The sequence below is a fragment of the Streptomyces sp. CLV115 genome (assembly GCF_038448545.1).
GTDB lineage: Bacteria > Actinomycetota > Actinomycetes > Streptomycetales > Streptomycetaceae > Streptomyces > Streptomyces sanglieri.
Window position 1 is genome coordinate 13,484 of sequence record NZ_JBCEWQ010000026.1, and the last position, 26,363, is coordinate 39,846.

The following is a 26,363-nucleotide window of genomic DNA, read 5'->3' on the forward strand; positions in this document are numbered from 1 at the left end:
TGCCGCTTCCGGTGACGGGACGACAGCAGGACACCCGGCGGGGGCCGGAGAGGATTCCGGCCGGGCGGCACCGGCGGGGGAGGGGGAGGAGCCGCTACCGGGCGGCCGGCAGACGCCCGGCCCGGTCCGGGTCGGCCAGCGGCCCGAGCAGATCCCCGTACCGTTCCAGCCGCGCCCCCATCGCGTCCAGCGGGAAGACCAGCTCGCCGGGGGTCCGGCACCGCTCGATCTCCGCCCAGGTGACCGGCGCTGACACGGTCGGTTCGGGCCGGGCGCGCAGCGTGTAGGGGGTGGCGGTGGTCTTCGCCGCCGCGTTCTGGCTGAAGTCGACGAAGACCTTCCCCGGCCGCAGCGCCCGCTTCATCCGGTGCACGACCAGTCCGGGGAGGTCCTGTTCCGCCCGGACCGCCAGCTCCTTCGCGTACGCCGACACCTGTTCGGACGGAGTCGGCTCCAGCGGTACGAGCAGGTGCAGCCCCTTCGATCCGGACGTCTTCCCGTACGCGCACAGTCCGTCCGCCGCCAGCCGCCCGCGCAGCCACCGCGCCACCGCACAGCACTCCACGACCGTCGCGGGCGCACCCGGGTCCAGGTCGAACACCATCCGGTCGGCGATCCCCGGCGCGCCGGCCCGCCACTGCGGGGTGTGGAACTCCACCACCAGGTTCGCCGCCCACATCAGCGAGGCCAGATCCGCCACGACCACCTGCCTGGCCTTCCTGTCCTCGCGGTGCGGCACCGCGGCGGTCCGTACCCAGGACGGCGTACCGGGCGGCGGATTCTTGGTGAAGAAGCGCTGCCCGTCCGGCCCGTCGGGATAGCGCAGGAAGGACACCGGCCGGTCGCGCAGATGGGTGAGCAGGGGCTCCGCGACCGTGGCCGCGTAGTAGTGCAGCACCTCGCCCTTGGTGGTCCCGGTGGCCGGATACAGCACCTTGTCGAGATTGCTGAGCGTCAGCCGTCGCCCTGCCACCTCTGTGATCGGCGTCATACGATAAGAATCACACGTTTTGCGGACTCAACGGTATTCATGCGGACACAAGGGGTGAACGGTGAGGTCCATCTGGAACGGTGCCATCTCCTTCGGGCTGGTCAGCATCCCCATCAAGCTGGTCAACGCCACGGAGAACCACTCGGTCTCCTTCCGCCAGATCCATCTCGCCGACGGCGGCCGGATCCGCTACCGGAAGGTCTGCGAGATCGACGAGCAGGAGGTGTCCGCCGGCGAGATCGGGAAGGCGTACGAGGAGGCCGACGGCTCGATGATCCCGATCACCGACGAGGACCTCGGCTCGCTGCCGCTGCCCACGGCGAAGACGATCGAGATCGTGGCCTTCGTACCGGCCACCTCGATCGACCCGCTCCAGATGGACGCGGCGTACTACCTCTCCGCCAACGGAGTTCCGGCGGCCAAGCCGTACACCCTGCTCCGTGAGGCGCTGAAGCGGAGCCAGAAGGTCGCCCTGGCGAAGTACGCGCTGCGCGGCCGCGAGCGGCTGGGCATGCTCCGGGTGGTCGACGACGTGATCGCCATGCACGGCCTGCTCTGGCCGGACGAGATCCGCAGTCCCGAGGGCGTCGCGCCGGAGGCCGAGGTCACGGTCCGGGACGCCGAACTCGACCTGGCCGACGCGCTGATGGACACCCTCGGCGAGGTCGACATGGATTCGCTGCACGACGACTACCGCGAGGCGGTCGAGGAGCTCATCGCCGCGAAGGCGGACGGCCGGACCCCGGAGCCCGCCGCGGCGGACGACTCCGGCGGCAAGGTCATCGACCTGATCGCGGCCCTGGAGAGCAGCGTCCGGGCGGCGAAGGAGGCCCGCGGCGAGGAACCGGCGGCCGAGGAGGCGGCGGACGCTCCGGTCGCCGAGGTCACCTCCCTCAGTGGGCGAAAGAAGTCCGGCGGCACCGGGGCGAAGAAGAAGGCCACCGCCGCCACCAAGAAGAAGGCCGCCGCGAAGAAGCCCGCGTCCGGCCGGGCACCCGCCAAGAAGACCGCCGCGCGGTCGACGAAGAAGTCGGCCGGCCGGACCGGCGCCGGGACGGCGGCGAAGAAGACCACCGCGAAGGCGGACCCGAAGCCGGCGGCGAAGAAGGCGTCCCCCCGCAAGCGTGCCTCGGCCTGATCCGCCGGACACGCCCCGGGCACACGGCCGACGGCCGCCCCGGAGACAGTGCTCCTGGACGGCCGTCGGTTTTGGACCGGTGGCTCAGTGCCTGCGGAACGGGAAGCGGTACGAGTCCACGTATCCGGCCGCCGGAGTCCCGACCCCCGTCACGTCGTCGTATCCCCGGACCGCCTTCAGCGAGGCGTCCTTGCCCAGACCCCGCAGCGAGGTCAGCAGACCGTCCGCCGCGTCCACGCCGTTGGCGTAGTCGACCCGGACCACCGCGAGATCCCGGTTCGGGCCCAGCGGGTGGTCGGTGACGTCGTGGTACGCCTTCGAGCCGTACCGGGCGTAGATCGCCGGGTTGGCGAAGCCGAGCGGCCGCCCGTGCCCGGCCTGCTGCGCGAGCGCCTGGACACCGGCGATGACCGGCGCGGCCAGTGACGTACCGCCGATGCGGTACTCGTCGTAGCCGAGCGAGCCGTCGGGCAGCGTCTGGGTCTGGCCGACCAGGAAGCCGGTGTTCGGGTCCGCGACGGCCGCGATGTCCGGGGCCGTGCGCATCCGCTGCTTCCCGTTCGCCCGAGCGAGCGAGTCCGGGACGACTCCGCGCTGGTAGAACGGCTGCTTCACGGACGAGCTGGTGCCGCCGCCCGCGCCGGAGGTGTACGCGCCCGGGAAGCCGTCCCAGCTCTTCCCGTCCTCGGAGAGGCTCGACTTGAGCGTGCCCCAGCCGGTCTCCCACTGGTACTTGTCGTGCTTGCCGACGGCCAGCGCGGTGCCGCCGACGGAGGTCACCCAGGCGGAGTTGGACGGCACGTCGATCTGCTTCGTACCCGTCGACGCGACGTTGTCGCCGTCGTCGCCGGAGGAGAAGTAGAAGCCGATGCCCTCGATCGCGCCCATCATGAAGACCTGGTCGTACGCGGCCGCGACGTCCGGTGTCTCATTGGCCTCCACATCGCCCCAGGAGTTGGAGACGATGTCGGCGAGCCGGTGGTCGACGACCTTGTTCAGCGAGTCCAGCAGATCGGCGTCGTAGCAGGAGGCGCCGCCCACGTACACGATGTCGGCGGCGGGCGCGACCGCGTGCACGGCCTCCACGTCGAGGGTCTCCTCGCCGTACCAGCCGGACGCGCCGCACTCCTCGGTCTTCGTGTAGTCGTCCGGCAGCACCTGCGTGAGCTGCCCGCGACGGTACGGGGCGTCGCCGTTGCGCCTGGCGTACTCGGCGGCGTCCTTCGCGATGGTCGGCGAGGCGTACGCGTCGGTGATCGCGACGGTGACGCCCTTGCCGGTCCAGCGTCCCGCACCGTAGGCGGCGCGCAGCTGCCTGCCGGTGTACCCCTTCACGGCGTACGGCGCCCTGGTCCCGTAGGCGCTGGGCAGCGACGAGGCGGTCTTCGAGCCGTAGTACGTGGAGAAGGGGCCGGAGTTGCGGAACACCGCGTCCGGCGGCGGCAGCGCCTCGTCGTGGCTCGACTTGTGCGGCGCGTTGTCCAGGCCGGAGACCGCGAGCACGGCGTCGCTCAGCGCGGCGGGCACGGAGGCGGTGGAGGCCGGGGCGCGGTAGGTGTGGCCGCCCTTGCGGTAGTTGCGCAGCTGGGTGCCGAACGCCTTCTCGGCGGCGGCGACCTCACCGGTGGCCGAGACGTAGTGCCGGTTGGTGCCGGTGACGGTCAGCCCGTTCGACTTCAGCCACGTGCTGACCTGGTCGATCTGCTGCTGGGTCGCCCCGAACCGGGCCTGTGCCCGAGCGGCGCTCAGGAACTTCCGGTACGAGGCGGACTGCGGGTCGGAGACGGCCGCGGCATAGGCGGCCAGCCCCTTCGCGTCCCGCCCGGCCAGATGGACCCGGACGCCGACCTTGCCGCTGTCCGACGTGGCTCCCAGGTCCGCCCCGGCGGTCGCCCAGGCGGGCTTGGTGCCCTGCAGCGCGTCCCGCCCGCCCGGCGCGGAGTCGGCGCTGGCGTTCGGTATCCCGAGGGCGAGCGCACCGGCCAGCAGTGGCAGCGTCGCCGCCATGCTCAGCACGGCGCGACTTCTCGCGCGGCTGGTTCTCATACAACCCCCTGCGATGTGGGTCTACGCGTGTGGATTACATGTGCCGGATGTTGTGCACATGTAATGCGTCACTCTGGCGAGGAACGCCTCATGTAAGGGGCATGCACTCGCCAAGAATCGACCAAGTGCGCCAATGTGCAGGGCGGTTCGCCGGGAAATCTACGAAATGCGCTGCTGCGGCCGCCTTGTCGGGCGGGCGGCCGGCGCGGGGGAGCCCGTGACCGCACTCGTACGCGCCCGCCACCACCACCCCGTCGCGCGGTGGATCGCCCGGGACGCCGGGGGCCCGCACCGGGGGGCGAGCCGGTGATCGCGAAGGTGCGGGCGGGCATTGTCGTCATGTGTTGAACGCCCGGAAAATATGTTGGTACGCATTGTCATGATCCCGGTAATGTCTCGCGCCGAGTCCCCCGCAAATCGGCTGGGGATCCTTCAAGTAGTGCATTCAGCAAGAAAGTTGTAACCATGAACCAGAACCGGTTCCGTACCCTCGCGGTCTCCGTCGCCGCTGCCGCCGTCTTCGCTCCGGGCGTCTGCGGACTCGCCCATGCGCAGGGCGAAGCGGTCTCCGGTCTCCGGTCCGTGGTCGAGCAGCCGACGACCGGGGGCCCGGGCGTCGTGATGGCGCGCGCGGAGACGAAGCAGTGGATGTGGTAGACGCCTGACCGAGGTCCGGCTCCCGGGCGAAGCGGCTCAGGAGCCGGCCGCCTCGGGGTGTTCCAGGAGCCGCTGGCGCAGGTCGTCCGCCTCCTCCCATGCCTCCAGCCGCCGGTACAGCGCCACCGCCCGGGTGCCGTGGCGCCGGGCCGGGCCCCAGCGGCGGGTGTCCAGAGCCGTGTGCGCCAGGCCCGAGAGGGCCTGCGCCGAGCCGAGCAGGGAACCGGTCCTCCGGGCCGCCGTCAGAGCCTGCTCGTACGTCTGCGACGCGGTGCTGAACTGCCCCGACGCGCGGTGGGCGTCGGCCGCGCCGAGCAGGGCGCGCATGTACTCGTAACCGCTGTCGATCCGGCGGGCCACCTCCCCGGCCGTCCGGAAGTGGGCGAGCGCCTCGCCGGTGCGTCCGGTCACCGCGTACATCGTCCCCAGACTGATCAGTGTGTTGGCCTCGCCCAGGGCGTCGCCGTGCGCCCGATGGCTCTCCAGGGAACGCCGGAAGCAGGCCAGGGCCCGCGCGGTCTGTCCGGTCGCCTGGTACACGGCCCCCATGTTGGTGTCCAGGATGTCGAGTTCCTGACGGCCGCCGTGCCGCTGCGCCAGCTCCAGCGAGCGTTCGTAGTGGGTGAGCGCCTCCTCGTACTGCCCCTGGCTCTGATGGAACTCGCCCAGGTTGTTCTGGGCGCGGATCTGCCCGAGCAGATCTCCCGTCTCCTCGTAGATGGCGAGGATCACCCGGGCCCTGCCCAGCGCCTCCCCGTGGCGGCCCGCCTGGAAGAACGCCGCGCCCTGGACGTTCAGCGCGCCCGCCTCGCCCTCGCGGTCCCCGACCCGCCGGTACCCGGTCAGGGCCTCGTCGAGGACGCGCAGTGACGCACTTCCACGCCCTGCCGCCAGATGGGCCCGGCCCGCCTGGAGCAGGGCGTCCGCGCAGCCGTGCAGGTGGCCGAGACCGCGGAACAGCTCCAGCGCCTCGCCCGCACAGCTCAGCGCCTCGTCGGGAGCGGTCTGCGCCAGTACGTCGGCTGCCTCGATCAGCGTCTGCGCGAGGGCGTACGGGGTGCCGAGCGCGCGAAGGGCGTGGACGGCGGCCCCGTAGAGCTCGTTCGTGACCGCCCAGGTGCCCCAGTGCTTGAGCACCGGCGCCAGCACATGGGGGAAGAGGGCCGCGTACGCGGGCGCCTCGGCGGCGGCCGTACGGGCGACCGCCAGGAGGTTGGCCCGCTCCCGGGCCAGCCACGCCGAGGCGTCGTCGGAGTCACGGAAGCCGGTGGCGTACGCCGAGGTGTACTCGGGCCCCGGGGGCAGCCTCCGGCGGTGCGGCCGGGTGTGCCGGTCGGCGTGGTGCGCCATGGTGAGGTAGTGGCCGAACAGCCTTCCCGCGGCCTCCTCCCGGGCCTCCTCCGGTTCCGCCTGGGCGAACATGCGCAGCGCGAAGGCCCTGGTGAGATCGTGCAGCCGGTACCGGCCCGGGGCCGGCTCCTCAAGAAGGTGGACGTCGTGCAACTCGTCCAGGGCGCGGCGGATCCGGGCGCCGTCCGGGGGCGCGCCGACGAGCGCCGTGGCTGCGGCGACCGTGATGTCCGGGCCGGGATGCAGCGCCAGGTGGCGCAGCAGCTTACGGGTGGGGCCCGCCAGTTCGGTGTACGAGAAGCGGAACACCGAGACGAGTTCGCCGTCGTCGAACTCGTCCAGCGGGTCGGCCGCCTCGGCCAGCCGCTCCAGCAGATGGCGCAGGTTCCAGGACTTCCGGTGCCGGAAGCGGCTGGCCAGCAGCTGGATGTGAAGGGGGTGGTGACCGCCGGCCCGTGTCACGAGCGCGAGCGCCTCGGGGTCGGCCGAGACCCGGCCGGTGCCCGCGATCCGGGTGAAGAGCGCGGCGGCCTCCTCGTCGGACAGCACCTCCACCAGGAGCGAGGTGGCGCCGTCGAGCCCGGCGAGCCGGTTCCGGCTGGTCACGATCGCCCGGCAGGTCGCGGCGCCGGGCAGCAGCGGACGCACCTGGGCCGCGTCCCGCGCGTTGTCCAGCACCACGAGCACCCGGTGACGTGCCGTCCACTCCCGCCACCGTGCCGCCCGTTGGTCCAGCGAGTCCGGCAGATCACCGCCCGCCCCGGCCGCCCGCAGCAGCACCGCGAGCGCCTCGGCGGGGTCGTCCGGCGCCCGCCCGCTGAACCCGTGCAGATCGACGTAGAGCCGGCCTCCCGGATAGGCGTCGTGGAGCCGGTGGGCGGCGTGCACCGCGAGCGTGGTCTTGCCGATGCCGGGCATGCCGTGAACGACGGTGAGCGGCATCGCGTACGCGGCGGAGCCGTCCGGCGGGCCGGAACCCTGCGGGGCGGAACCGCCCGGTGTCATCAAGTCGCCCAGCAGTACGCGGAGTTCCGCGGCGCGGCCGGTGAAGTCGCGGCTGTCGCGCGGCAGGTTGCTGCGTGGCCCCGGACCCGCCTGCCGGTCGGCGCTCACCGCCGTCTCCAGGAGCGTACGGTCCTGTTCGAGGATGCGCCGGTGGAGTTCCTGGAGCTCCGGACCGGGCTCGATGCCGAGCCCGTCGCGCAGCCGGCCCCGCGTGGTGCGGAAGAAGGCGAGCGCCTCGTCGTGCCGTCCGGACCGGTACAGCGCCAGCATCAGCGCGTGGATCACCTGCTGGGCCAGCGGATTCTCCGACGCCAGTCCCTGCAGTTCACCGACGAGATCGGCGTGCCTCCCCAACTCCAGCTCCAGCCCGATGCGTTCCTCCCGCACCCGGCGCAGGTCCTCCACCAGCCGGCCCCGTACCGAGGCGGCCCAGTCGCTCCGGGACTCGGGCAGCGGCTCGCCGCGCCACCGGGCCTCCGCCGTGCGCAGCAGACCGATCGCCAGCTCCCGCTTGCCCTGCCCGGCCGCCGCGCGGGCCTCTTCGCGCAGCCGCTGGAAGTGCGAGACGTCGACCTCGGTACATGCGTCGATCCGGAGCTGGTACCGGCGCGGCGACAGGCTCTCCACCTGGATGAGATCGCCGACGGAGGCGCGCAGCAGCTTGCGCAGCCTCGACACATAGGTCTGCATGGTGCTCACGGCCGTATCGGGCTGTTCGTCGCCCCAGACCCGGTCGATCAGCGCGTCCATGGAGACCGGTTCACCGCGCGCGTGCAGCAGAACGGCCAGTACACAGCGCGTTTTCACCGATCCCAGCCTGCACTGCTGTTCTTGATGCCATAGTTCAAGAGGTCCCAGAGCAAGAAGTTCCACATCGCCCCCCGCTGGGTGCGCTGCTACCTGCCGCCGACGGCAGCGCCCGCACGGGTGTGCCGGACCTTCCAATGTCGCGCCGGCCGCGGGGAACAGGCAGGGGCGCACGGGCGCGTACCGGGCGCACCCTCCGCCCGCCGTTCCCCTCGCCCGGAAGATCCCCCGGAGCCGCCCGCGACCGCCCGCACCCGGAGTGCAGGATTCCTGCAAGCGACCCGTCAAACGCGTCGGGCATGACTTCGGCGTGCGCCGCGAAACGACGCGGCGTCTCGGACGGGGCCACCGGTCCGAGGACGAGGAATCGGGGGAACGATTCTATGAGTCTGACATTGGCCGAAACGCATCGGCCGCATGTGCCGATGCGTCTGGACGTGGACCGCTGGGCCACCCGGCAGATCCGCCGGAGGGTGCTGGCCGTCGTGCATACGGTGACCGCCGGGCAGCGGCTGCTGGACGCGGTACGGCTGCTGGAGGGCGACGCGCGGGTGCAGGTGTTCTTCACCGCGGCGCCCGACGTGTTCAACCACGGGGTGGACGACTTCCTGGCGGAGCTCGGCGGCCTGGTCCTGCCCTGGCACCAGGCGGTCCAGCTGCCCTTCGACCTGGCGCTGTCCGCAGCCCACGGCGGGCTGAACGACCTGCATGCCCCGGTGATCGTGCTGCCGCACGGTGCCGGGCACAACAAGCTGGTCCCGGCCGGGCAGCGCGGACGCCAGGTCGCGGAGCGCGGGGTGTACGGGCTGAACCGGCAGTGGCTGGTCCAGGACGGCAGGCTGGTGCCCGAGTCGATCGTGCTGGCGCACCACGAGGAGCTGACCCGGCTCGGCCGCGAGTGCCCCGAGGCGCTGCCCGCGGCGGAGGTGGTGGGCGACCCCTGCTTCGACCGCATCGCCGCGAGCCTGCCGCTGCGGGCGCTCTACCGCGAGGCACTGCACACCAGGGCCCGGCAGCGACTGGTGCTCGCCTGCTCCACCTGGGGGCCGCGCTCCCTGTTCGGGCAGAGCCCGGAAGTACTGGAACGGCTGGTCACCGAACTGCCCCGGGACGACCACCGGATCGCGCTCCTGCTCCACCCCAACGTCTGGAACGCCCACGGGGATTGGCAGATCCGCAGCTGGCTGGCGCCCCTGGGCAGGATGGGCCTCACCGTGATCAGCCAGCACGCGGACTGGGTCGGCGCCCTCGTCGCCGCCGACTACATCGTCGGTGACCACGGATCCGTCTCGCTCTACGGATCGATGACCGGCGTCCCCGTCCTGATGGCGGGCGCGCCGGAGGCGGACGTGGACCCGGGATCCCCGGTGGCCGAACTGGCCTCCCTCGTCCCCAGGCTGCACCGCGACCGGCCGCTCGGCCGCCAGCTCGCCCGCTCCTCGGCGCTCTACCGGCGGCAGCGGTACGAGCGGATCGCGGACCGCATCACCTCCGAACCCGGCCGGTTCGCCACCCGGATGCGCACGCTGATCTACCGCAAGCTGCGCCTGCGGGCCCCCGCGGTGCGACTCGCCGCCGAGCACGCGCCGCTGCCGTTCGGCGTGCGGCACGACGAACGTGGCGGGGCAGTGCGATGACCGCGCTCACCGTGGCGCTGTACGAGGACCCCCGGGCCCGGGGGCCGGTCCGCCGCACCGAGGTCACCCTGCTGCACCCGGCCACCGGCGCCCCGGTCGTGGACGAACACGTACGCGTCCGGCTGCCCGCCCCGTCCCCGCTGCTGCTGCTCGCCGATGTGCTGGTGGCCGGGGGAGACGGGCCCCGGTCCGCGACGGCGCTGGCCGGCCGTCACCCCGGAGCCCTGGTGGTGGCCGTGCACCGCGGCCCCCGGTGCTGGCTGCTCCTCGGCGGTGCGGGCCGCCCGGTGACGCTGGACGCGCGCCGGACGGACGCGCCGTGGGCGATCTGGGCCTCGGTCGCCCACGCCTGGCTGGTGGCCGGGCTGCCCGTGGCGGAGTTCGGCACGACGGCGGTACGGATCGTCGGGAACACGCGCACTCAGCCGGCGGCGCCGCCGTCGTCCGCGGTGCCGTTCTCCCGGGCCTCCGGTCCCAGTGCGTCCAGCCTGTCCCGCACCTCCCGCGCGTCGGCCGAGCCCGGCCCGCCGACGCCGGAGTACAGGATCAGCGCCTCCCGGTAGCACTGCCGGGCGAGTTCGGGCTGCCCGCGCCGTTCGGAGACCAGGGCCAGGCCTCCCAGCGCGCGGGCCGTCTCGTGGTCGGCGGACATGGGCCGAAGCGCGTCCAGCGCCGCCCGCAGACCGGTCTCGGCCCGGTCGAGCAGCCCCAGGCCGAGGTACGCCCGCCCGGCCAGCGCGTCGGCGCGGGCGGTGTTGTACGTGTCACCGGCCTCCCGCAGCACCTCGCGGGCGGCCCCGGCATCGCGGGCCGCGTCGTCGTACAGCCCCCGCGACAGCGCGACGTCCGCCAGGTTGAACCGCGCCAGCGCACCGGCCCGCCGGTCGCCGCAGGCCGGCAGCTCGGCGGCCGCCCGGCCGAAGAACTCGGCGGCCCGGTCGGGCTTCCCGAGCCGCTGGTGGGCCAGGCCCCGGTAGTTGAGCGTCCGGGCGTGCCCGAGCGCGTCGCCGGTGCGCAGGAAGGAATCGGCGGCCCGCTCGAACATCACCAGCGCCTGTTCCGGGCAGCCCATGTCGAGTTCGCCCAGGCCGCCCGAGGTGAGCATCCGGCACACCGCCGCCGCGTCGTCGCACTCCTCCGCCGCGAGCAGCCCTTCCCGGTGCGCCTCGCGCCACTCCGCGTAGAACTTCCGCCGCAGGAACAGCGGCCACATGGCGTCGGCCAACTGCCAGCCCAGCGCCGGGATTCCGGCCGGACGGGCGATCCGGAGCACCGCCATGAGATTGGGCAGCTCGTGTTCGAGCCAGTCCAGCGCGGCGTCCGCCGCACCCGTGCCGCCGTCACCGAACTCCGCGACCACGACCGGGCCGGGGCCGTAGTCCCGGGCCATGGTGCGGTGCTGGGGGTCGATGACCTCCTCCGCACGGGTGGCGTTGGCCAGGTAGTGGTAGCCGATGCGGCGCAGCGCCGAGGCCCGCGCCCCGGGGGACTCGTCCCGGTCCGCCTGGGCCACCGCGTGCAGCCGTACCAGGTCGTGGAAGCGGTAGCGCTCGGTCCCGGCCGCCTGACCGGCGTCGATGAGCAGACTCGCGTCGTACAGCACATCGAGCGCGTCGGCGGCGTCCGAGCCCAGGACCGCGTCGGCCACCGGCCCGCCGAACTCCCGCCCGGGGTGCAGCCCCAGCAGCCGGTAGAGGTGGGCGGCGCCGGCCGGCAGTCCCTGGTAGGAGAGGTCCAGCGCCGCCCGCACATCGTGGTCGCCGTCGATCGCCAACGCCTCCAGCCGGTCGTGCTCCTCGGTCAGTGCCCGGACCATCGTGGTGATGCCGTGCCGGGGGCGCGCCGCCAGCCGGGCCCCGGCGATGCGCACGGCGAGCGGCAGTCCCGCACACAGATCGACCAGGGCCCGCGCCTCCTCGGGCTGCTCGGACACCCGGCTGTCCGCCAGGGTCGAATCCAGCAGTTCCACCGCCGCTTCCCGGCCGAGCGGCTCCAGATGGATGACATGGCCCCCGTCGACGCTCAGCCCCGGCAGCCGCCGCCGGCTGGTCACCGCGGTCACGCACTGTCCCGCCGGCAACAGCGGCCGGACCTGCGCCGCGGTCGCCGCGTCGTCCAGCATGACCACGAGCCGCCGGTCCGCGGTCAACGACCGGTACAGCGCGACCCGTTCGGCCAGGGCCGGGGGCACCTGCGGGGTCGGCACACCCAGGGCCCGCAGGAACCGCCCGACCACTTCGCCCGGGTCGACCGGGCCGCCGGGCGACTGGGCCCCCAGATCCGCGTACAGCTGACCGCCGGGAAAGTGCGGGCGGATGGTGTGCAGCCAGGCCAGCGCTACCGCGGTCTTGCCGACGCCCCCCAGCCCGCTGACCGCGGCCAGCGTCGGATGCCCCTCCCGGGTGGCACGGGCGCGGTGCCCCTCCAGCGTGCTCACCTCCGCCGCACGGCCGGTGATCCGGATCGAGGGCGGGAGCTGCCAGGGCGGCCTCGGCCCGCGGGCCTCCGGCGCGGCCTCCCCGTGGAAGTGAATGCCGCCGTACACCTTGCCCGACTGGATCGCGGGGCCGTGCACCGTACCGCTCAAGTCGTTGTCACTGTGCTCGTGCCCCAGCACCGGTCCCCCTCCGGACGGTCACCCGGCCATCTCCTGAAGAACATCCTTTCCGCACAGGCGAGCGAAAAATCCGGCTCGCCGGGGACCGGACCCTCCCGCATGTCCTGATATTGCCCAGGGTGCCGCCTCATGGATGTGCCGGAGGCATATTCCGGACAGTTCCGGGCGGTCCGCGACGCCGCCGGGCAGCCCGCGAAGCCCCCGGACTCGCGGCGAACGGCCCCGGTCCGGCCCGGACCGCCGACGGGAAGCGCCGATTGATCACCGTCCGCACCGCCGCGCGCCTATGCTCGCCGGATGGAGCAGAGCGAAGTGGTGAAGCGGGTGGTGGGCATCCTCACGGAGGCGGGCGAGATCCGTCGGCTGCTCGAAGAGAACGTCGACCGCGACGACCTGGAGACCGATCCCAGCGTGGTGACCGTGCTCCTCAACGAGACGATGCCCCGGATCACCGTCCCCGAGGACGCCTCGATCGAGGAGATCGCGACGCTCGTCGGCCGGGAGGTCGGCGGTGCGGTGGAGCAGCTGGTCGGCGCGTTCACCCTGGCCTTCGCGATGCTGGCCCAGGTGCACGACTCCGGGCAGACGGACGTGACCTCCGCCGATGTGCTCCAGGACCTGGCGCTGCGGGCCGAACAGATCGGCTCCTCCGGCCCGGACGACACGGGACCGGAGGAAGCGGGCGCGTAGGCCGCGCGGATCGCCCGGCGGCACCGGTCCTCGGAACACCGGCCTGCGCTTCATCGGCTCATCGGTCTGCGGCTCACCGGCCTGTGGCTCACCAACTTGTGGCTCCGGCCTGTGACTTGCCGGCTTACGACTCGCCGGCCTGTGACTTACCGGCGTGGGCTTCACCGGCCCACGGCTCACCGGCTTGTCGCTCCGGCCCGTGACTTACCGGCTTGCGACTCGCCGGCCTGAGGCCTGCCGGCCTGCCGGCCTACGGTTCACCGACCTGCGCTTCACCGGCTCCCACCCCGGGACGGCCCCCGCGCGCCCCCGCGCGCCCCGCCTCCGCCCGCCGCAGCAGCACCACCGCCGACACCGCGGCGGCGAGCGCGACCAGTGCCGCGACGGCACCGACCTCGCCGACCGCTGCCGTGTACTCCCGCCGCCCCGGAGCGGCGAGACCGATGAACAGCCCGCCGCACACCGCGGTGCCCAGTGCGAGACCCACCTGGCGGGCGGTGTTGGCCACGGCCGCCGCCGTGCCCGCGCGGGACGGGTCGGCGTCCCGCATGGCCGCGGACGGCAGCACCGGCGACACCATGCCCGCACCGATCCCGGTCAGCAGCAGCGACGGCACGAGCGCCACCGGCCCGTACGAGACACCCAGCAACGCGAAACCCGCACACCCTGCGGCGCAGAGCGCGGTGCCGACGCCCAGCGGGATCCACAGCGCCACGCGCTGGAGCACCGCCCCGCACAGGGCGGAGACGGCGAAGAAGACCGCGGGCTGGAGGGCCAGCAGCAGCGAGGTGTCGACCGCGTCCAGGCCCGCACCGTCCTGGAACCACGACGACATCACCGTCAGCGGTCCGAATGCGGCGAAGTAGTAGCCGAACGCCACCGAGACCACGGCCAGGAACCTGGGGTGGCGGAACAGCGCCGGATCGATGACGGGATCCGGCGTACGGCGCTCGTGCACGACGAAGGCGAGCACGGTCACGGCCGCCACGACGACCGCGAGCCCCGGACCCGCCCCCGCGCCGTGCTCGCCGAACAGGAGCGCCCCGACGACCAGGGCGGCGATGCCCGCGCTCAGCAGGACCGCCCCCGGCACGTCCATCCGCCCCGCCCCGCGCTCCGGATCACGGGGCAGGAACACGACGGCGAGCACCAGCCCGGCCGCTCCCACCGGTACCGCGAGCAGAAAGATCCACCGCCAGCCCAGGGCCTCGGCGAGCAGTCCGCCGCAGACATTGCCGACGGCGGCGGCCAGCCCGGCCACGGCGCCCCAGACGGCGAAGGCCCGGTGCTGTTCCCGCCCCTGGTACGACGCCCTGATCAGCGGCAGCGTGGTCGCGAACATGGCGGCCCCGCCGACCCCCTGCGCCCCCCGGAACACGATGAGTTCCCGCACTCCGGGCGCCAGCCCGCAGGCCAGCGAGGACACCGTGAAGAGAGCGAACCCGACCAGGAAGACCCGGCGCCGGCCGAACGCGTCGCCCACTGCCCCGCAGACGACCAGGAGCGCGGCGAGCGCGAGCGTGTAGAGGTCCACGACCCACTGCAACGCCGCGAAGTCGGTGTGCAGATCGGCGGCGATCGCCGGAATGGCGACGGTGACCACCGTGGCGTAGGCGAGCAGCAGAAAGGTCGCCGTGCAGGCGACGATCAGGGGAGCGAAATGGCGCAACTTCACGGTTCATTCCTCCGGGCGGGCCGGTCGTACGCGTCCAGGCGGCGGTTGTGTTCATCGAGGTAGGCGATGGCGAGGCGGCCCGTCACCGGGTTGCGGTAGGTCTCGCACTCGACCTCGTACACCTCGTGGACGAGATCGCGCGTGAGCACCTCGTCCGGCGGCCCGTGGGTCACCACGGCACCTTCCTTGAGGACGTACAACTCGTCGCAGTAGCTCGCCGCCATCGGCAGGTCGTGCAGCGCGGCGAGCACTCCGACGCCAAGCTCCTTGACGATCGAGAAGATCTCCAACTGGTGCTTGATGTCCAGGTGGTTGGTGGGTTCGTCGAGGATGAGGAAGGCCGGTTCCTGGGCCAGTGCCCGCGCGAGCACCACCCGCTGCCGCTCGCCGCCGGACAGGGTCCGGAAGCTCCGCCCCGCGTACTCGTCCATGTGCACCCGGCGCAGTGCCCGCCGGACGATCTCCCGGTCCCGTTCGCCGGTCGTCTCCAGCAGCCGCTTGTGCGGAGTGCGCCCCATCGCGACCATCTCCGCCACCGTGAAGTCGAAGCTCAGGTCGTTGAACTGGGCGACCACCGCGAGCCGGGTGAAGACCGCACCGGGACGGCTCGCGAGCAGGTCCAGCCCGCCGAGCACCGCGGTCCCGGAGTCGGGGGTGACGACCTTGTAGATGCTCTTGAGGAACGTGGACTTGCCGCACCCGTTCGGTCCGACCACACCGACGAACCGGCCGTCGGCCACCTTCAGGCTCACATCGCGCACGACCCGTGCGCCGCCGAGCGTGACCGAGAGGTGCTCCGCGCTCAGCCCGCGATCGCCCGGCGCACCGTCATGTGGCTTCGCCACTCGGTTACTTGTCACCGAACCCGTACTCCTTACGGATCAGCATGTGCAGGAAGAGAGGGGCGCCGAGAACGGACGTCACGATGCCGATCGGCAACTCGGCGTTCGGGACCGCGACGCGTGCGGCCACATCCGCCCAGATCAGGAAGAGCGCTCCGGACAGCACCGCGACGGGGATCAGCCCGCGATGGTCCGGCCCGATCACACTGCGCACCACATGCGGGACGATCAGGCCGACGAAGCCGATGATTCCGCAGGTGGCGACCAGCATTCCGGTGACCACGGCGGCCAGTACCAGGTGGATCCGCCGGTGCAGCCCGGGATCGATGCCCAGGGTGACCGCGGCCTCGTCGCCCATGAGCAGCGCGTTCAGGACCCTGCTCCGGAAGAGGAAGAAGACCGTGGCGATCAGCACCACGATGCTCACGGCGGGCAGCGTGGCCCATTCCGCGGAGGCGAGGCTGCCCATGCTCCAGAACGTGACCGAGCGGACCCCCTCGGCGCTGTCGGCGAAGTACACCAGCGCACTGGAGGCCGCACCGCACAGGGCGTTGACCGCGGTACCGGCGAGGATCAGCTTGACCGGCGACGTGCGCGAGCCCGCGCTGCCCACCCCCAGTACCAGGGCGGCGGCGGCCAGTGCCCCGATGAACGCCCAGAACGGCACGCCGAGTCCGGCGACGGCCCCCGCGGCCCCGGCCGCCCCGAAGCCGGTCAGGATCGCGAACGCGGCGCCGAGGGACGCCCCGGAGGAGATGCCGAGGACGAAGGGGTCGGCGAGCGGGTTCTGCAGGGTCGACTGCATCACGGTGCCGCACAGCGCGAGTCCGGCACCGACCACCGCGGCCAGCAGGACCCGCGGGAGGCGGATGCTCCAGATCACGTCCACGAACACGGGGTCACCGGGGCCGCCGATCCCGGTCAGCTCATGGAGCAGGATGCGCGAGGACGCGCGCACCGGGACGTCGACCTGACCGATCGAGGCCGACACGACGGCCGAGCCGGCCAGCAGCAGCAGAAGGACGGCCACCAGGACGGACGGCGCCACCCGCCGTGCCCTCCCGCCACGGCCCGCCCGCGTCGCCCGCCGCTCCTCCCGTTCCGACGCGAGCACGTCCCGGCCGCTCATGAGGCCGGGAAGAGGTCGGGGTGGACGAACTCCGCGACGTCCTCGCACAGGTCCGCGAGCGTGAGCGAGCCCCGGATCGAGGTCGTGTAGTCGGCGATCATCACGGCGCCGTGCCTGATCGCGGTGACGTTCTTCAGACGCGGGTCGCGCAGCAGACGGTCACGCGACTTCTCGCCGTCCGACTTCTGGAACTCGGTCACGATGATCTTGTCCGGGTCGGCCGCGACGATCGATTCGAGCGAGAGCTGCGCGTAGCTGTCGTCGGTCAGCTCCATGTACGTACCGCCGGCGCCGTTCACCATCTCGTCCACCAGGCCCAGGGAGGGCGCGTAGTAGTCGTACGTGTCGCGCCCGCCGCTGGCGACCAGGAGAACCTCGGGGGAGTCGGTGGCCTTCTTCGCCGTCCGCCCGATCGCGGCGATCCGGCTCTTCTGTTCCCGTGTGTAGGCCTCGGTCCGCTCCGTCCTGCCGAAGACGTCGCCCAGGTGCCGGACGTCCTCGTAGTAGCTGTCCAGATCGCGGCCCGCGGTGTAGTTCACGGCCGGAAGCACGTCCACTCCCCGCTCGTTCCAGAACGGGATCTCACCGATCTTGTCCGGCTTCAGCGCGAACGACATGGTGAGGACGAGGTCGGGTCGCAGGGCCAGGACCGCTTCCCTGGAGGGGAGCCGGTCGGAGATCTTCGGCAGCTTCGCGATCCGGTCCGCGTACTTCGAGTACGAGTTGTCGAGGTAGCCGACCCCCACGATCCGGTCGCCGAGCCCGAACTCGATCATCAGCTCGGCCAGGGCCTGCCCGATCACGACGACACGCTTCGGCTCGGCCCCGACGGTCTGCTTCAGCTTCCTGCCGGCGTCGTCCATGACGTCCACGGTGACCGGGTAGCGGCCCCGGCCGGAGGTCTCGTCGCCACCGCGCACGGCGGCGGGTTGCGCGGTGTTCGCACAGCCGGCGAGCAGGAGGGCCGAACCGGCGGCGAGAGCCGCGCGGACGCGTATCGGGATCCGGAGCGGGGAGGCGTTCACGATGTCCTTTCGGGGAGGGCGTGGCGTCGGCCACCCGGCCATCCTCGGAAGGAACACGGCGGGACGTGTACGGAGAGCAGGACCCGGAAATGTGAGCGGGCGCCCCGGAAGGGGACGCCCGCTCCACACTCCGCGACCCCGCGGAATCAGGAAACGGCCTCCCGGACACCGGCCACTGCCCGCCCCGCCCGGTACTGCCGGGGTGTCCGCCCGTAATGCTTCTTGAACGCGTGGCAGAAGTTGCTGGGACTGGAGTAGCCGCTCCTGAGCGCGACGGCGGCGACGCTGAGATCGGTCTCCACGAGCAGCAGTGAGGCCCGGCGCAGGCAGGCGTTGCGATGGTGGTTGAAGACGGTGTCGCCGTAGAGCTGCTTGAACCCCTCGTTCAGCCGCTTGGGAGTCATCCCCAGGGCCCGCGCCAGCGACTCCCCGGTGTGCTGCTCGTGCAGGTTCTCCATCAGCAGCTCCGGCACCTTCCGGATCCGCTCGATCTCGTACTCCGCCATGGGCGGCCCGGCCGGGCCGCGCGGGGGCTCGGTGCCCGCGACGATCCGGGCGAGGATCTCCATGACCTTGGACTCCAGATACAGCGCGCGGAACCGGGCCGGCAGCGCACACGTGAACAAGTCGGCGAACGCGGCCGCGAGTTCGGGCGGAGCCTGCCGGCCGAGATAGTGCGCGTCGCGCGACGCGGCGGGCATCTCCTCGACGCTCTCCTCCCAGGCCGCCGCCCCCAGACTCCCGAAGAAGACGGCGACCGCCTCCCGTCGGGCCGCGATCGACACACCCCGGTAGCGCTGCCCGGCGGGCCGGACGAGCCGCCCCGCCGAGGCCCGCGAGTGCGATATCGACAGCTCGTTCGCCCCGAAGATCGTGGCCCCGGTCGCCCGCTCCTCCAGATGCATCAGCCCGTCGACGCAGTACTCCAGCTCGAAGTAGTCGCCCGCGAGATCGAAGTCGAGAATCAACTCGCCGTGGAACGTCAGGTCGTACAAGGTGAGCGTGACCCCGTGGAGCAGCTCATGGACGGTGACACTCCCGACCCCGGTCCCCGGCCGCAGGTCGTACACCCGCACCCCCTCCACGCCATCGCCGCGGCAGGTCCCGATCGCGGAGTAGAAGTCCCGGTACTGCCGTCCGAGATCCGCGTACCCACGTGCGGACGTGAGAGAGAAGCGCCTGGTCACACCGCCTCCAGAGAAATGAGAAGCAATCCCTCGCATTTCTACTTAGGGTAACCTAAGTTCTCTTGCTGGGGCTGGGGCTGGGGCTGGGGCTGGGGCCGGGGCCGGGGCCGGGGCTGGGGCAGGGGGCGAGGCGGACGAAGCCGCTCGCGGCGGAGGGAAGGCCTTCCTGGATCCTGTGCGTCCACGGCTGGACGGGGCGGCACCACCACAGTCCCCCGGGGCCCGGAACCGCGTTCCACGTGCCGCCGGGAGAGGAGAGGTGACGAGGTGCAGGAGGAGGCACCCCCTGCAACCACCATGCCCCGCAGGCTATGGAGCCTTTTTGCTCGCGGGAGGGGGCGTCACGGACGGTTCGATGGTCGACCGGACGTAAATTCGCGTGGTGCCGGGCTCGAACTCATGGGTGAAGAGGTCGACGCAGCGCTGGAGATACTTGCCTTCCGGGGTCGTGAGTTCATCGGGGCACAGGCTGATCTTCCGCAGCCCTTCGACGAACGTCTCCGGCTCGGGCAGCCCGAGGTGACCGAAGCCGGCCGCAGGCCGGTAGTCCTCCTTCTCGGGATGGAAGTTCCCGATCATCTTGGTGTCGTTCCGGATGAGCCTGCCGGTGTACGTCTCCGCTTCGTCGCCGGGGAGGACGAAGGACAGCAGTCCGGTGTCGTAGCGCTCCCCGACTTTGTAACCCGCCCGACGGTCCGATGCCGCCGCCGGAATGCGGATGCCCATCTGGCCGCTCATCCAGGCAGGCGTGGCTCCGTCCTCCCAGCAGCAGGTCATCTCCTGGTCCGCCAGGTCCGACGACACGTCGTCGGCGACGCAGGAGACCAGGCCGATCGTGGTGGCGACGCAGGCGAGGAGCGTCAGGACGACGACTACCGCGACCGGCACACGACGGCGGCGCACGGGCTGCTCGTCGGCAGCGATCTTGCTGGAGCTCTCCATCGGTGGCCCTCTACCGCCCTTCCTGCTGCTCGCGGCTCGGATCCGTGCGGTCGCCCTGACGCCCGGGCTCGTCCGGCTGCGGCAGAGGATCGTGGTTCGGGGCGGATGCGCCCAGATCGTAGTGCTTGACGGAACTGCTGCCCGCCATGTCGAATTCCTGAGCGATGCCCGTGGTGTGGAGGCGGGCCATCTGACCGTCCGGAATGCTCATGTCGCTGCCCCCGGGAAGGCCGATGGTCACCCCTTTGTCCTGGTCCCAGTTGTAGCGGTCCCATGCGTTGGCCTGATAGTCGAGACCGACCTCGGGCCGACCGTTGGCATCCGGCACGACGGTGACCACCCCGGTCACGTTCGACCTGGTGGAACCGATCGCGTAGAACCAGTTCTCGTCGACGTCCTTGGTGAAGCTGAAATCCCGGTTGCCGGTTTCCACCGGTATCGAGACCGGCTGTCCGCCGTTCCTCTTGAACTCCGCGAGTGCCTGGTCGCGCCACGCGTCCTGGTGTTCCCTGATGCCGTCCTCGATGTGCATACGGAAGCCGGGTACGTCCGACATCATCTTGTCGATGGGCAGCTCCATGTCCGTCCCGCTGTTCCCCAGGTAGTGCGCCATGTGCCGAGCAGCGTCGTTGTCGCCCGTCCAGTCGGCCGCCTCGGCGATCAGATTCATCTTCTCCCGGGTCCTGCGCTCCTCTGCTCCCGGTTCCTCGGCGCCGTGGGGCCCGGAACCTCGGTCGGGCGCGGCTTGTTTGATGGACGGAGCGAGCAGTCCAGCCGCGAGAAGGCCGTCCTTGTGCCCGGTCCACAACTCCGCACGGGCCTGGGGGCTCAGCGACGACCAGAGTCGCCGCAGCTCGGCCCGCTGCGCCGTGTTCGCCTCGTCGCCGAGCGAAGCCAGCTTTGTGGCACGGGGCAGCTGGTCCTCGTCCAGCGAGGTGTACGTCGCGTGTCCCGCGTTGTGCGGGTCGCCGCCATGGCTTCTCTTCAAGGCGCGGGTGACGGCCGCATCGATCTCTGCCGCGTGGGACACAAGCCCCGTGAGCGTGTCGGCGTACCACTGCATCAGGTCCTTGGTCCGCTGGGAAGTCCCGTCCACGCCGCAGAAGGCCTCTGTGACCTTCACGGTGCCGCTGGGGCCGTCCGTCACCAGTAGCCCCGGGGCCGGGCCTGCCTGCCGGGTCGGATCACCTTTGCGGGCTTCCGCGGAGAGTTCCCTGGCACGCTTCTGGATGTGCGTCAGTTCACCATGGGCGTCCTGAAGGACAGCCGCGATGCTCTGAGCCTCCAGGTGGAGATCCGTGACCTCCTTGGCCGTCTTGCGGACGAAGTCCTTGGTGACAGCGGCGTTCAGGCCGGCCCAGTCGGCCCCGTCGGACAGTTGCAGAAGACCGCTGTAGACCTCGGTCCTCAGCTTCTCCAGCCCGGCCGCCGTCGCCGCCCAGTCGTCGGCCGCCGCACTGAGCTTGCCCAGATCCACTTCGATGAGATCTGTGTAAGAGAACGCCCCCATGTTTCTTCGCCCCGCTCACTTCACGTACTTCAGTAGCTCCGACACCGGTACGGGAGAGCCGTCTCTTCGCGAGAGAGATGCGGCGATCTCCGCCTCGTCGTTGGCGTGCAACTTCTGCGAGAAGTCAAGATGGTTGGAGATGTGCGCGCACATCTGCAGGACTGTCTTCACCTGCGAACTCCAGACCTCCAGGGTGGTGTACAACTCACCGCCCGCGCTGAAGTTCCGGCCCTGCAACTCCGCTGCGGCCCGGGCAGTCGTCCCCGCGCCGTCCTTGTCGGCCCCGGCACCTGCGAGGTCGGCCCGCTTCCGCAGCTCGCCGTGGATCCGAAAGGCTTCATTGCCGACCTTGCCGAGATCGTCCTGGTGAACCACCAGGTCGGCATTGCCTCCGGACCCTGCGCCGTCGGCCTGGGGCTCATTCGTGTTGAGCCTCATCTGCGCGGAATGCCGATCCTGCGCATCCGCCTTGAGCCGGGCCCACTCGTCGTCGAACGTCATGAGTCCCTCCGGCCCTGTCCGATGTCAACGCGGCACCTTAGCAATGAGGTTGCGACGTGATCACCTGGGCATCACCGGTGTTTCGTATGAGCAGGTGCTGCCACGAGTGCTCCCGGAGCGTCTGGGACCACCCGCGCGTGACTGCCCGAGGTCAGCCCAGCTCACTGGCAATCGCGTGCCAGGTCCCGTGGCTGAAGGCGACGACAGGGTCGGCGTGCTGCGGTGTGCGCTGTTCACTCGCACGGACGCCACGCTAGTGCGGCAGTACCTGGATGGCCACATGGAGATGCCCGGAACTGGCCAACAGGTGTTTCAACTGCGCGTTCATGACGTGCGGGCCGCCGACCCGCTGAAGAAGTACGGCCTCCGACACCGCGGCCCACAGCTGCAACGGGTTGTCGGGGGCAGGTTTTCCTGCCGAGACCCGGGGAGGCGGACGTCGCGGCGGTGGCTGTTCGGCCGGGCCGGAGCGTCCGGGTCCGGGGTGCGTAGCGAACGGTCCGCAGCGTGCGAAGTGAGCGGTATGCCTCTGGAGAAATCCCTGCGGGCGGGTTTCGTCGGCGCGGATCCGGCATTGCTCCGGCCGTCGGCACATACGGCTGAGGCATTATTCAGGAAGGGTGCGAACCAAGCGGACTGCTGTTGCTCCCAAACGGACTGCTGCGTGAGGTAGTGTGACGTGGCGGCTGACTGGGAGGCGTGCCTTCTCGTCTGCTTTGTGATCATTCAGTGATGTTTGGATCAACGGGAGAGCAGATGAACGAGCGGAAAGTCATGGCGGCGTTCGCCATGGCGATGGGGATGATCTGCGCGTTGATGGCCGCGTTCTGGCGGTTGGCACGCACCAGCAGCGTGGATCAGGCTCTGGTGGCCGGCGGGACCGTGTTCGTCGCCGTGGTCACGCTGGCCTTCATCGTGTTGGCCTACTTGGGATCCGACTGAGCGCCGACAGGCATGATGGGGCGAACCGGGGTGCACGCTTCCGGCGGGACGGTACGAGGATGGCAGGAGCCCAAGGTGGAAAGAGCGTCGAAGGCGCAGCTGGGGCGTGCGCTGGACGCCGTGCGCGGGGCAGTGGCGCCACAGGACGCCCTTCACTTCGTGATGCTGTTGATCCTTCTGCGCCACGAGGCCGAGCGTGATGCCGAGGGGTGCGCGGGCCGATCACGGGCCGGGCACGCCTGGGGTGCCGTCCGGGGCAGGGACCTGTGGATGCGTGACGGGTACGAAGTCGTATCGGCCGTCCGGGACGGCCTGGGGGAGTGGGAGTCGCGGCACGGCCGACTCCGGGATCTCTCGCCGGACCTTCGGGATGTCCGTGGCGGGGAGCTGGAGCCCCTGGTTCGCTGCGTGGTCGAGGCGCGGGAGCCGGCGTCGCTGTTCGAGGGCTGCCTGGAGGGCGTGCAGCGGGAGGCGAAGGGGGGCGACTACTACACCCCGGCAGACATCGCGGGTCTTCTCCCTGGACTGATGGAGCCTCGGCCGGGTGAGCACGTGTACGACCCCGTGTGCGGATCCGGCGGTCTCCTTCTGAAGGCCCATGAGTACGTGCGAGCACATGGCGGGCAGGCAGGCGAGCCGACGGTGTACGGGCAGGATTCCAACAGGACCGCCGTGGAGACCGCCGCGGTCAACCTCACCGTGCACGGCGTCGACGGATCCCTGCAAGGGCCTGCGTCCAGCTTGACCGACGACCGGTTCGAGAACCAGACCTTCGACGTGATCGTCGCCAACCCTCCCTTCAACCAGGCCGGCTGGTCCCAGGGCGGTCGAGGATTCCACCATGGCTGGCGTTACGGGATCCCGCCGGAGGGAAACGGGAACTTCGCATGGGCCCAGCATGTAGTGAGCAAGATGGCCCCCACGGAGTCCGGGCGCGGAGTGCTTCTTCTGCCTACCGCTGCTGCCTCCACCTCAAGGCCGGCGGAACTCCAGATCCGCGCCGGACTCGTCGAGGACGATGTGCTGAGTTGCGTGGTCGAGCTTCCCGCGGGTCTGCTCCCGCACGTGCGTAACCCCGTGACCTTGTGGCTCTTCACCAGAAGCAAAAGAAGCAGTTCGGGCTGGGGCTCTGCCGACCGAACAGGTCAAGTGCTGTTGATCGACGCGCGTGATACCGCGGCCAAGGTCGGGCGTGGCCGCCGAACTCTGCCGGACGAGGCCAGGAACCGCATCACCGATACCTTTGCCGCCTGGCGCGGAGCACCGGGCCAGGCGGCCTATGAGGACGTGCCCGGCTGGTGCAGATCGGTGGCCACTGCGGAGACCGCCGCCCAGAACTACGACGTCCTGCCTTCCCGCCACGTCGGCGTGCCCGTAGTCGAGTCCGCACACGCTGACAAGGGAGAGCAGGTGGGTGACTTGACCCGTGAGCTGTACTCCCTCTTCGAGGCGTCCCATCGGCTTGAGGCCGAGCTGCACGATCTGTTGAGGCAGTGGTGATCCCGGACTTCATGGAGGAGCGGCTGAACCGGCTTCCACAGGGCTGGGGAGTGGCGACCCTGGAGCGGATGCCATCGGTGCAGATGATCGGCTACGGCATCACTCGTCCCGGGGCTCACGTGGACGACGGTGTGGGGATGATCCGAGCAGCGGACATCCAGGACGGCCATCTCCATAGCGACGAGCCGAGAAGAATCAGCCCTCGCACGCACCAGGCGAACATCCGTAGTGAGTTGCGGGTCGGCGATGTGCTCATCGTGCTCGTAGGCAGGGTCGGCGAAGCAGCCGTGGTCACCGACGCGTATCACGGCTGGAATGCTGCCCGCACTGTCGCGGTGGTGCGGATGACAGAACCTGATGAGGCGGCCTGGCTCAGGTTGTGGCTCGGATCGCCGTACGTACGTGACTGGTGCGAGAGTCGTGTGACCGGCTCCACCCTGCAACGCACTCTGAATCTGAAAGTCCTGCGCGGCCTTCCCGTGCCGCTGCCGCCCCCGGAGGCCAGGGCGGCATTTCTCCGTACGGCGGAAGTCATGGAAAGGAAAGCGGCAGTCAACACGCGCATCGCGGAATGTGCCATGTCGTTGAGCGACGCGCTGTTCGCTGCCGAGGCACAGGACAAGGGAGCCTGGCCCGAACAGTCCTTCGGTACCCTGGCTCACCTGCGCTCAGGTCATGCGTCGCGCCCTCGCGAGGACGCCCCCCATGCGGACGAATCGTCCCAGGGGTCCGCTGTCCCCTTCATCGCGCCCGCGGACGTCCTGCGCAGGGGCCTGCCGTACATCTCCCGGACAGACACCTGGCTCGCCTCTCCTGACGCGGACTCCGTGTGCGCTCCGCAGTCCCTGCTGCTGGCGACCAGAGAGGACGGCGTGCACGCCGTCCTGAACGAGGTTCCGGTTGTGCCTGGGCGAGGCATTCTCGCCCTGCAGCCGGAGACACTGGCCGACAGCTACTGGCTGCTGCACGAAGTCCGAGCCCGGAGCGGGGAACTGACCGCCGCCGCCCAAGGGCCGGGCGGGCGTGAACTGAGCCGGAACGCGTTCGCGGCCACGGCGGTCCAATGGCCCCCGTCTTCCGTGCGTGAGCGGTTCGCACGGCTCACCGGCAAACTCCACCTGCGTGCCAGAGCCGCGTACGCGGAGAGCGAGATCCTCAACAGGCTGCACGACAGACTCCTGGACAGCTTCCTCGACGGAGCACCCAACGTCGAAAGCGCTCACTGATCGCTCTGAGATGAAGCCCGGCCCGAGTGCTGTGCGGCAGAGGCGTACGCGCGTCCGCGAAGCCGGGGTACTCCGCCACGGCGGAGTACCCCGGCTTCGCGAGCCATGAAAAAGACCCTCTGATCAACGTTTCCGCTGGCCAGAAGGTCTTTTTTTGGTACTTCTTCCGAAGTGCCCTCGGCAGGATTCGAACCTGCGCACACGGCTCCGGAGGCCGATGCTCTATCCCCTGAGCTACGAGGGCGTATCGCTGTGTTGCTCGGCGACGGGTGAAACACTACCAGCTTCCGCGGGGTGTCCGTGAACAGGTATTTCCCGGCTTGCCGGAGCGGTGGCGGGGGGCCGGACGGAGGGCCGGCAGTGTGCTCCGGATGCATCCGGCCATCCCTCGCGCCACCCGTCCGGGGGCGGAAGTGGGTAAAACCCGGACGCAGCCACGGAGTCGCCCCTACCCTCGAAGTGTGTCAGGGGCGTGTGGCCGCGTGCTTGTTGTCGACGACAACAAGGTCATCCGGCAGTTGATCAGGGTCAACCTGGAGCTTGAGGGCTTCGAGGTCGTGACCGCGGCCGATGGTGTCGAGTGTCTTGATCTGGTGCATCGGGTCCGTCCCGATGTGATCACGCTCGATGTCGTCATGCCCAGGCTGGACGGTCTGCAGACCGCCACCAGACTGCGCTCCGATCCCCGGACCAGACATCTGCCCGTGGCGATCATCAGTGCCTGCACGCCGTACGAGGTGGACAGCGGGGTCGCCGCGGGGGTCGACGCGTTTCTCGCGAAACCCTTCGAGCCGACCGAGCTGGTGCGGCTGGTGCGGGAGTTGACGGAGCGGAAGGACCGGCCGTCGCTCGACGGCAGACGGAGCGCCGGGACCGCGGAGCGCGCCGCGGGGTGACCGCATGGCGAAACGGGGTCGCGAGGTGCCCCCCTTCCTCCCATACGCTT

The 26,363-nt window shown here is 70.8% G+C and carries 21 protein-coding genes and 1 tRNA gene; 8 read left to right on the forward strand and 14 right to left on the reverse strand.

The window, feature by feature from the left end; all coding sequences use genetic code 11:
- Positions 1–94: 94 nt before the first annotated feature.
- Positions 95–991: a non-homologous end-joining DNA ligase gene (ligD, locus tag AADR41_RS12375; protein ID WP_342281418.1), complete on the reverse strand. Its 897-nt coding sequence runs from the start codon at positions 989–991 to the stop codon at positions 95–97.
- Positions 992–1,052: 61 nt separating this feature from the next.
- Between ligD and ku the strand changes: the two genes are divergently transcribed.
- Positions 1,053–2,129 (forward strand): non-homologous end joining protein Ku, encoded by a 1,077-nt coding sequence (gene ku, locus AADR41_RS12380; RefSeq protein ID WP_342281419.1) that lies wholly within the window; start codon positions 1,053–1,055, stop codon positions 2,127–2,129.
- A gap of 84 nt (positions 2,130–2,213) precedes the next feature.
- Here ku and AADR41_RS12385 read toward each other — a convergent pair whose 3' ends face one another.
- Positions 2,214–4,175, reverse strand: coding sequence for a S53 family peptidase (locus tag AADR41_RS12385; RefSeq protein WP_342281420.1), 1,962 nt, complete (start codon positions 4,173–4,175; stop codon positions 2,214–2,216).
- A gap of 465 nt (positions 4,176–4,640) precedes the next feature.
- Between AADR41_RS12385 and AADR41_RS12390 the strand changes: the two genes are divergently transcribed.
- Positions 4,641–4,832 (forward strand): hypothetical protein, encoded by a 192-nt coding sequence (locus AADR41_RS12390; protein ID WP_342281421.1) that lies wholly within the window; start codon positions 4,641–4,643, stop codon positions 4,830–4,832.
- Between the two features lie 36 nt (positions 4,833–4,868).
- Here the strand turns inward: AADR41_RS12390 and AADR41_RS12395 are convergent, their stop codons facing one another.
- On the reverse strand, positions 4,869–7,994 hold the full coding sequence (locus AADR41_RS12395) for an AfsR/SARP family transcriptional regulator (protein WP_342281422.1): 3,126 nt from the start codon (positions 7,992–7,994) through the stop codon (positions 4,869–4,871).
- Positions 7,995–8,377: 383 nt separating this feature from the next.
- Here AADR41_RS12395 and AADR41_RS12400 point away from each other — a divergent pair, with 383 nt between their 5' ends.
- Positions 8,378–9,631 carry a hypothetical protein gene (locus AADR41_RS12400; protein ID WP_342281423.1) on the forward strand — a complete coding sequence of 418 codons (1,254 nt, stop codon included), beginning with the start codon at positions 8,378–8,380 and terminating at the stop codon, positions 9,629–9,631.
- Positions 9,632–10,052: 421 nt separating this feature from the next.
- On the opposite strand, the gene AADR41_RS12405 is transcribed toward AADR41_RS12400, so the two are convergent.
- Entirely contained in the window at positions 10,053–12,248 is a 2,196-nt protein-coding gene (locus AADR41_RS12405; RefSeq protein WP_342281424.1) for an ATP-binding protein, read from the reverse strand.
- A gap of 297 nt (positions 12,249–12,545) precedes the next feature.
- Here AADR41_RS12405 and AADR41_RS12410 point away from each other — a divergent pair, with 297 nt between their 5' ends.
- Positions 12,546–12,938, forward strand: coding sequence for a hypothetical protein (locus tag AADR41_RS12410; RefSeq protein ID WP_342281425.1), 393 nt, complete (start codon positions 12,546–12,548; stop codon positions 12,936–12,938).
- A 250-nt stretch (positions 12,939–13,188) separates the two neighbouring features.
- On the opposite strand, the gene AADR41_RS12415 is transcribed toward AADR41_RS12410, so the two are convergent.
- From AADR41_RS12415 to AADR41_RS12455, 9 genes are all read right to left on the reverse strand, one after another.
- Positions 13,189–14,613 (reverse strand): MFS transporter, encoded by a 1,425-nt coding sequence (locus AADR41_RS12415; protein ID WP_342281426.1) that lies wholly within the window; start codon positions 14,611–14,613, stop codon positions 13,189–13,191.
- Positions 14,610–15,473, reverse strand: coding sequence for an ABC transporter ATP-binding protein (locus AADR41_RS12420; protein WP_342281427.1), 864 nt, complete (start codon positions 15,471–15,473; stop codon positions 14,610–14,612). Before AADR41_RS12420 ends, AADR41_RS12415 begins: the two co-directional genes overlap by 4 nt.
- Entirely contained in the window at positions 15,463–16,584 is a 1,122-nt protein-coding gene (locus AADR41_RS12425; RefSeq protein WP_342281428.1) for a FecCD family ABC transporter permease, read from the reverse strand. The genes AADR41_RS12420 and AADR41_RS12425 overlap by 11 nt, the downstream gene beginning before the upstream one ends.
- Positions 16,581–17,609, reverse strand: a complete 1,029-nt coding sequence (locus AADR41_RS12430) for an ABC transporter substrate-binding protein (protein ID WP_342281429.1) — start codon at positions 17,607–17,609, stop codon at positions 16,581–16,583. The genes AADR41_RS12425 and AADR41_RS12430 overlap by 4 nt, the downstream gene beginning before the upstream one ends.
- Before the next feature lie 146 nt (positions 17,610–17,755).
- Positions 17,756–18,796 (reverse strand): helix-turn-helix transcriptional regulator, encoded by a 1,041-nt coding sequence (locus tag AADR41_RS12435; protein WP_342281430.1) that lies wholly within the window; start codon positions 18,794–18,796, stop codon positions 17,756–17,758.
- A gap of 309 nt (positions 18,797–19,105) precedes the next feature.
- A complete protein-coding gene (locus AADR41_RS12440; RefSeq protein WP_342281431.1) occupies positions 19,106–19,738 on the reverse strand; it encodes a hypothetical protein in 633 nt (210 codons plus the stop codon).
- A 10-nt stretch (positions 19,739–19,748) separates the two neighbouring features.
- Positions 19,749–21,248: a hypothetical protein gene (locus AADR41_RS12445; protein WP_342281432.1), complete on the reverse strand. Its 1,500-nt coding sequence runs from the start codon at positions 21,246–21,248 to the stop codon at positions 19,749–19,751.
- A gap of 15 nt (positions 21,249–21,263) precedes the next feature.
- Positions 21,264–21,749 (reverse strand): hypothetical protein, encoded by a 486-nt coding sequence (locus AADR41_RS12450; protein WP_342281433.1) that lies wholly within the window; start codon positions 21,747–21,749, stop codon positions 21,264–21,266.
- 253 nt (positions 21,750–22,002) lie between these two features.
- The gene (locus AADR41_RS12455; RefSeq protein WP_342281434.1) at positions 22,003–22,344 is read right to left on the reverse strand and encodes a Scr1 family TA system antitoxin-like transcriptional regulator; all 342 of its coding nucleotides are present in this window, start codon (positions 22,342–22,344) and stop codon (positions 22,003–22,005) included.
- 161 nt (positions 22,345–22,505) lie between these two features.
- On the opposite strand from AADR41_RS12455, the gene AADR41_RS12460 reads away from it, so the two are divergent.
- The 3 genes from AADR41_RS12460 to AADR41_RS12470 all read left to right on the forward strand — a co-directional run bounded on the left by AADR41_RS12460 (position 22,506) and on the right by AADR41_RS12470 (position 25,417).
- Positions 22,506–22,691, forward strand: a complete 186-nt coding sequence (locus AADR41_RS12460) for a hypothetical protein (protein WP_266426447.1) — start codon at positions 22,506–22,508, stop codon at positions 22,689–22,691.
- Positions 22,692–22,961: 270 nt separating this feature from the next.
- On the forward strand, positions 22,962–24,191 hold the full coding sequence (locus AADR41_RS12465; RefSeq protein ID WP_342281435.1) for an N-6 DNA methylase: 1,230 nt from the start codon (positions 22,962–22,964) through the stop codon (positions 24,189–24,191).
- A complete protein-coding gene (locus AADR41_RS12470) occupies positions 24,185–25,417 on the forward strand; it encodes a hypothetical protein (protein ID WP_342281436.1) in 1,233 nt (410 codons plus the stop codon). Before AADR41_RS12465 ends, AADR41_RS12470 begins: the two co-directional genes overlap by 7 nt.
- 172 nt (positions 25,418–25,589) lie before the next feature.
- On the opposite strand, the gene AADR41_RS12475 is transcribed toward AADR41_RS12470, so the two are convergent.
- Positions 25,590–25,661 (reverse strand) — tRNA-Arg (locus AADR41_RS12475).
- Between the two features lie 238 nt (positions 25,662–25,899).
- Between AADR41_RS12475 and AADR41_RS12480 the strand changes: the two genes are divergently transcribed.
- A complete protein-coding gene (locus AADR41_RS12480; protein ID WP_342281437.1) occupies positions 25,900–26,313 on the forward strand; it encodes a response regulator in 414 nt (137 codons plus the stop codon).
- Positions 26,314–26,363 lie beyond the last annotated feature (50 nt).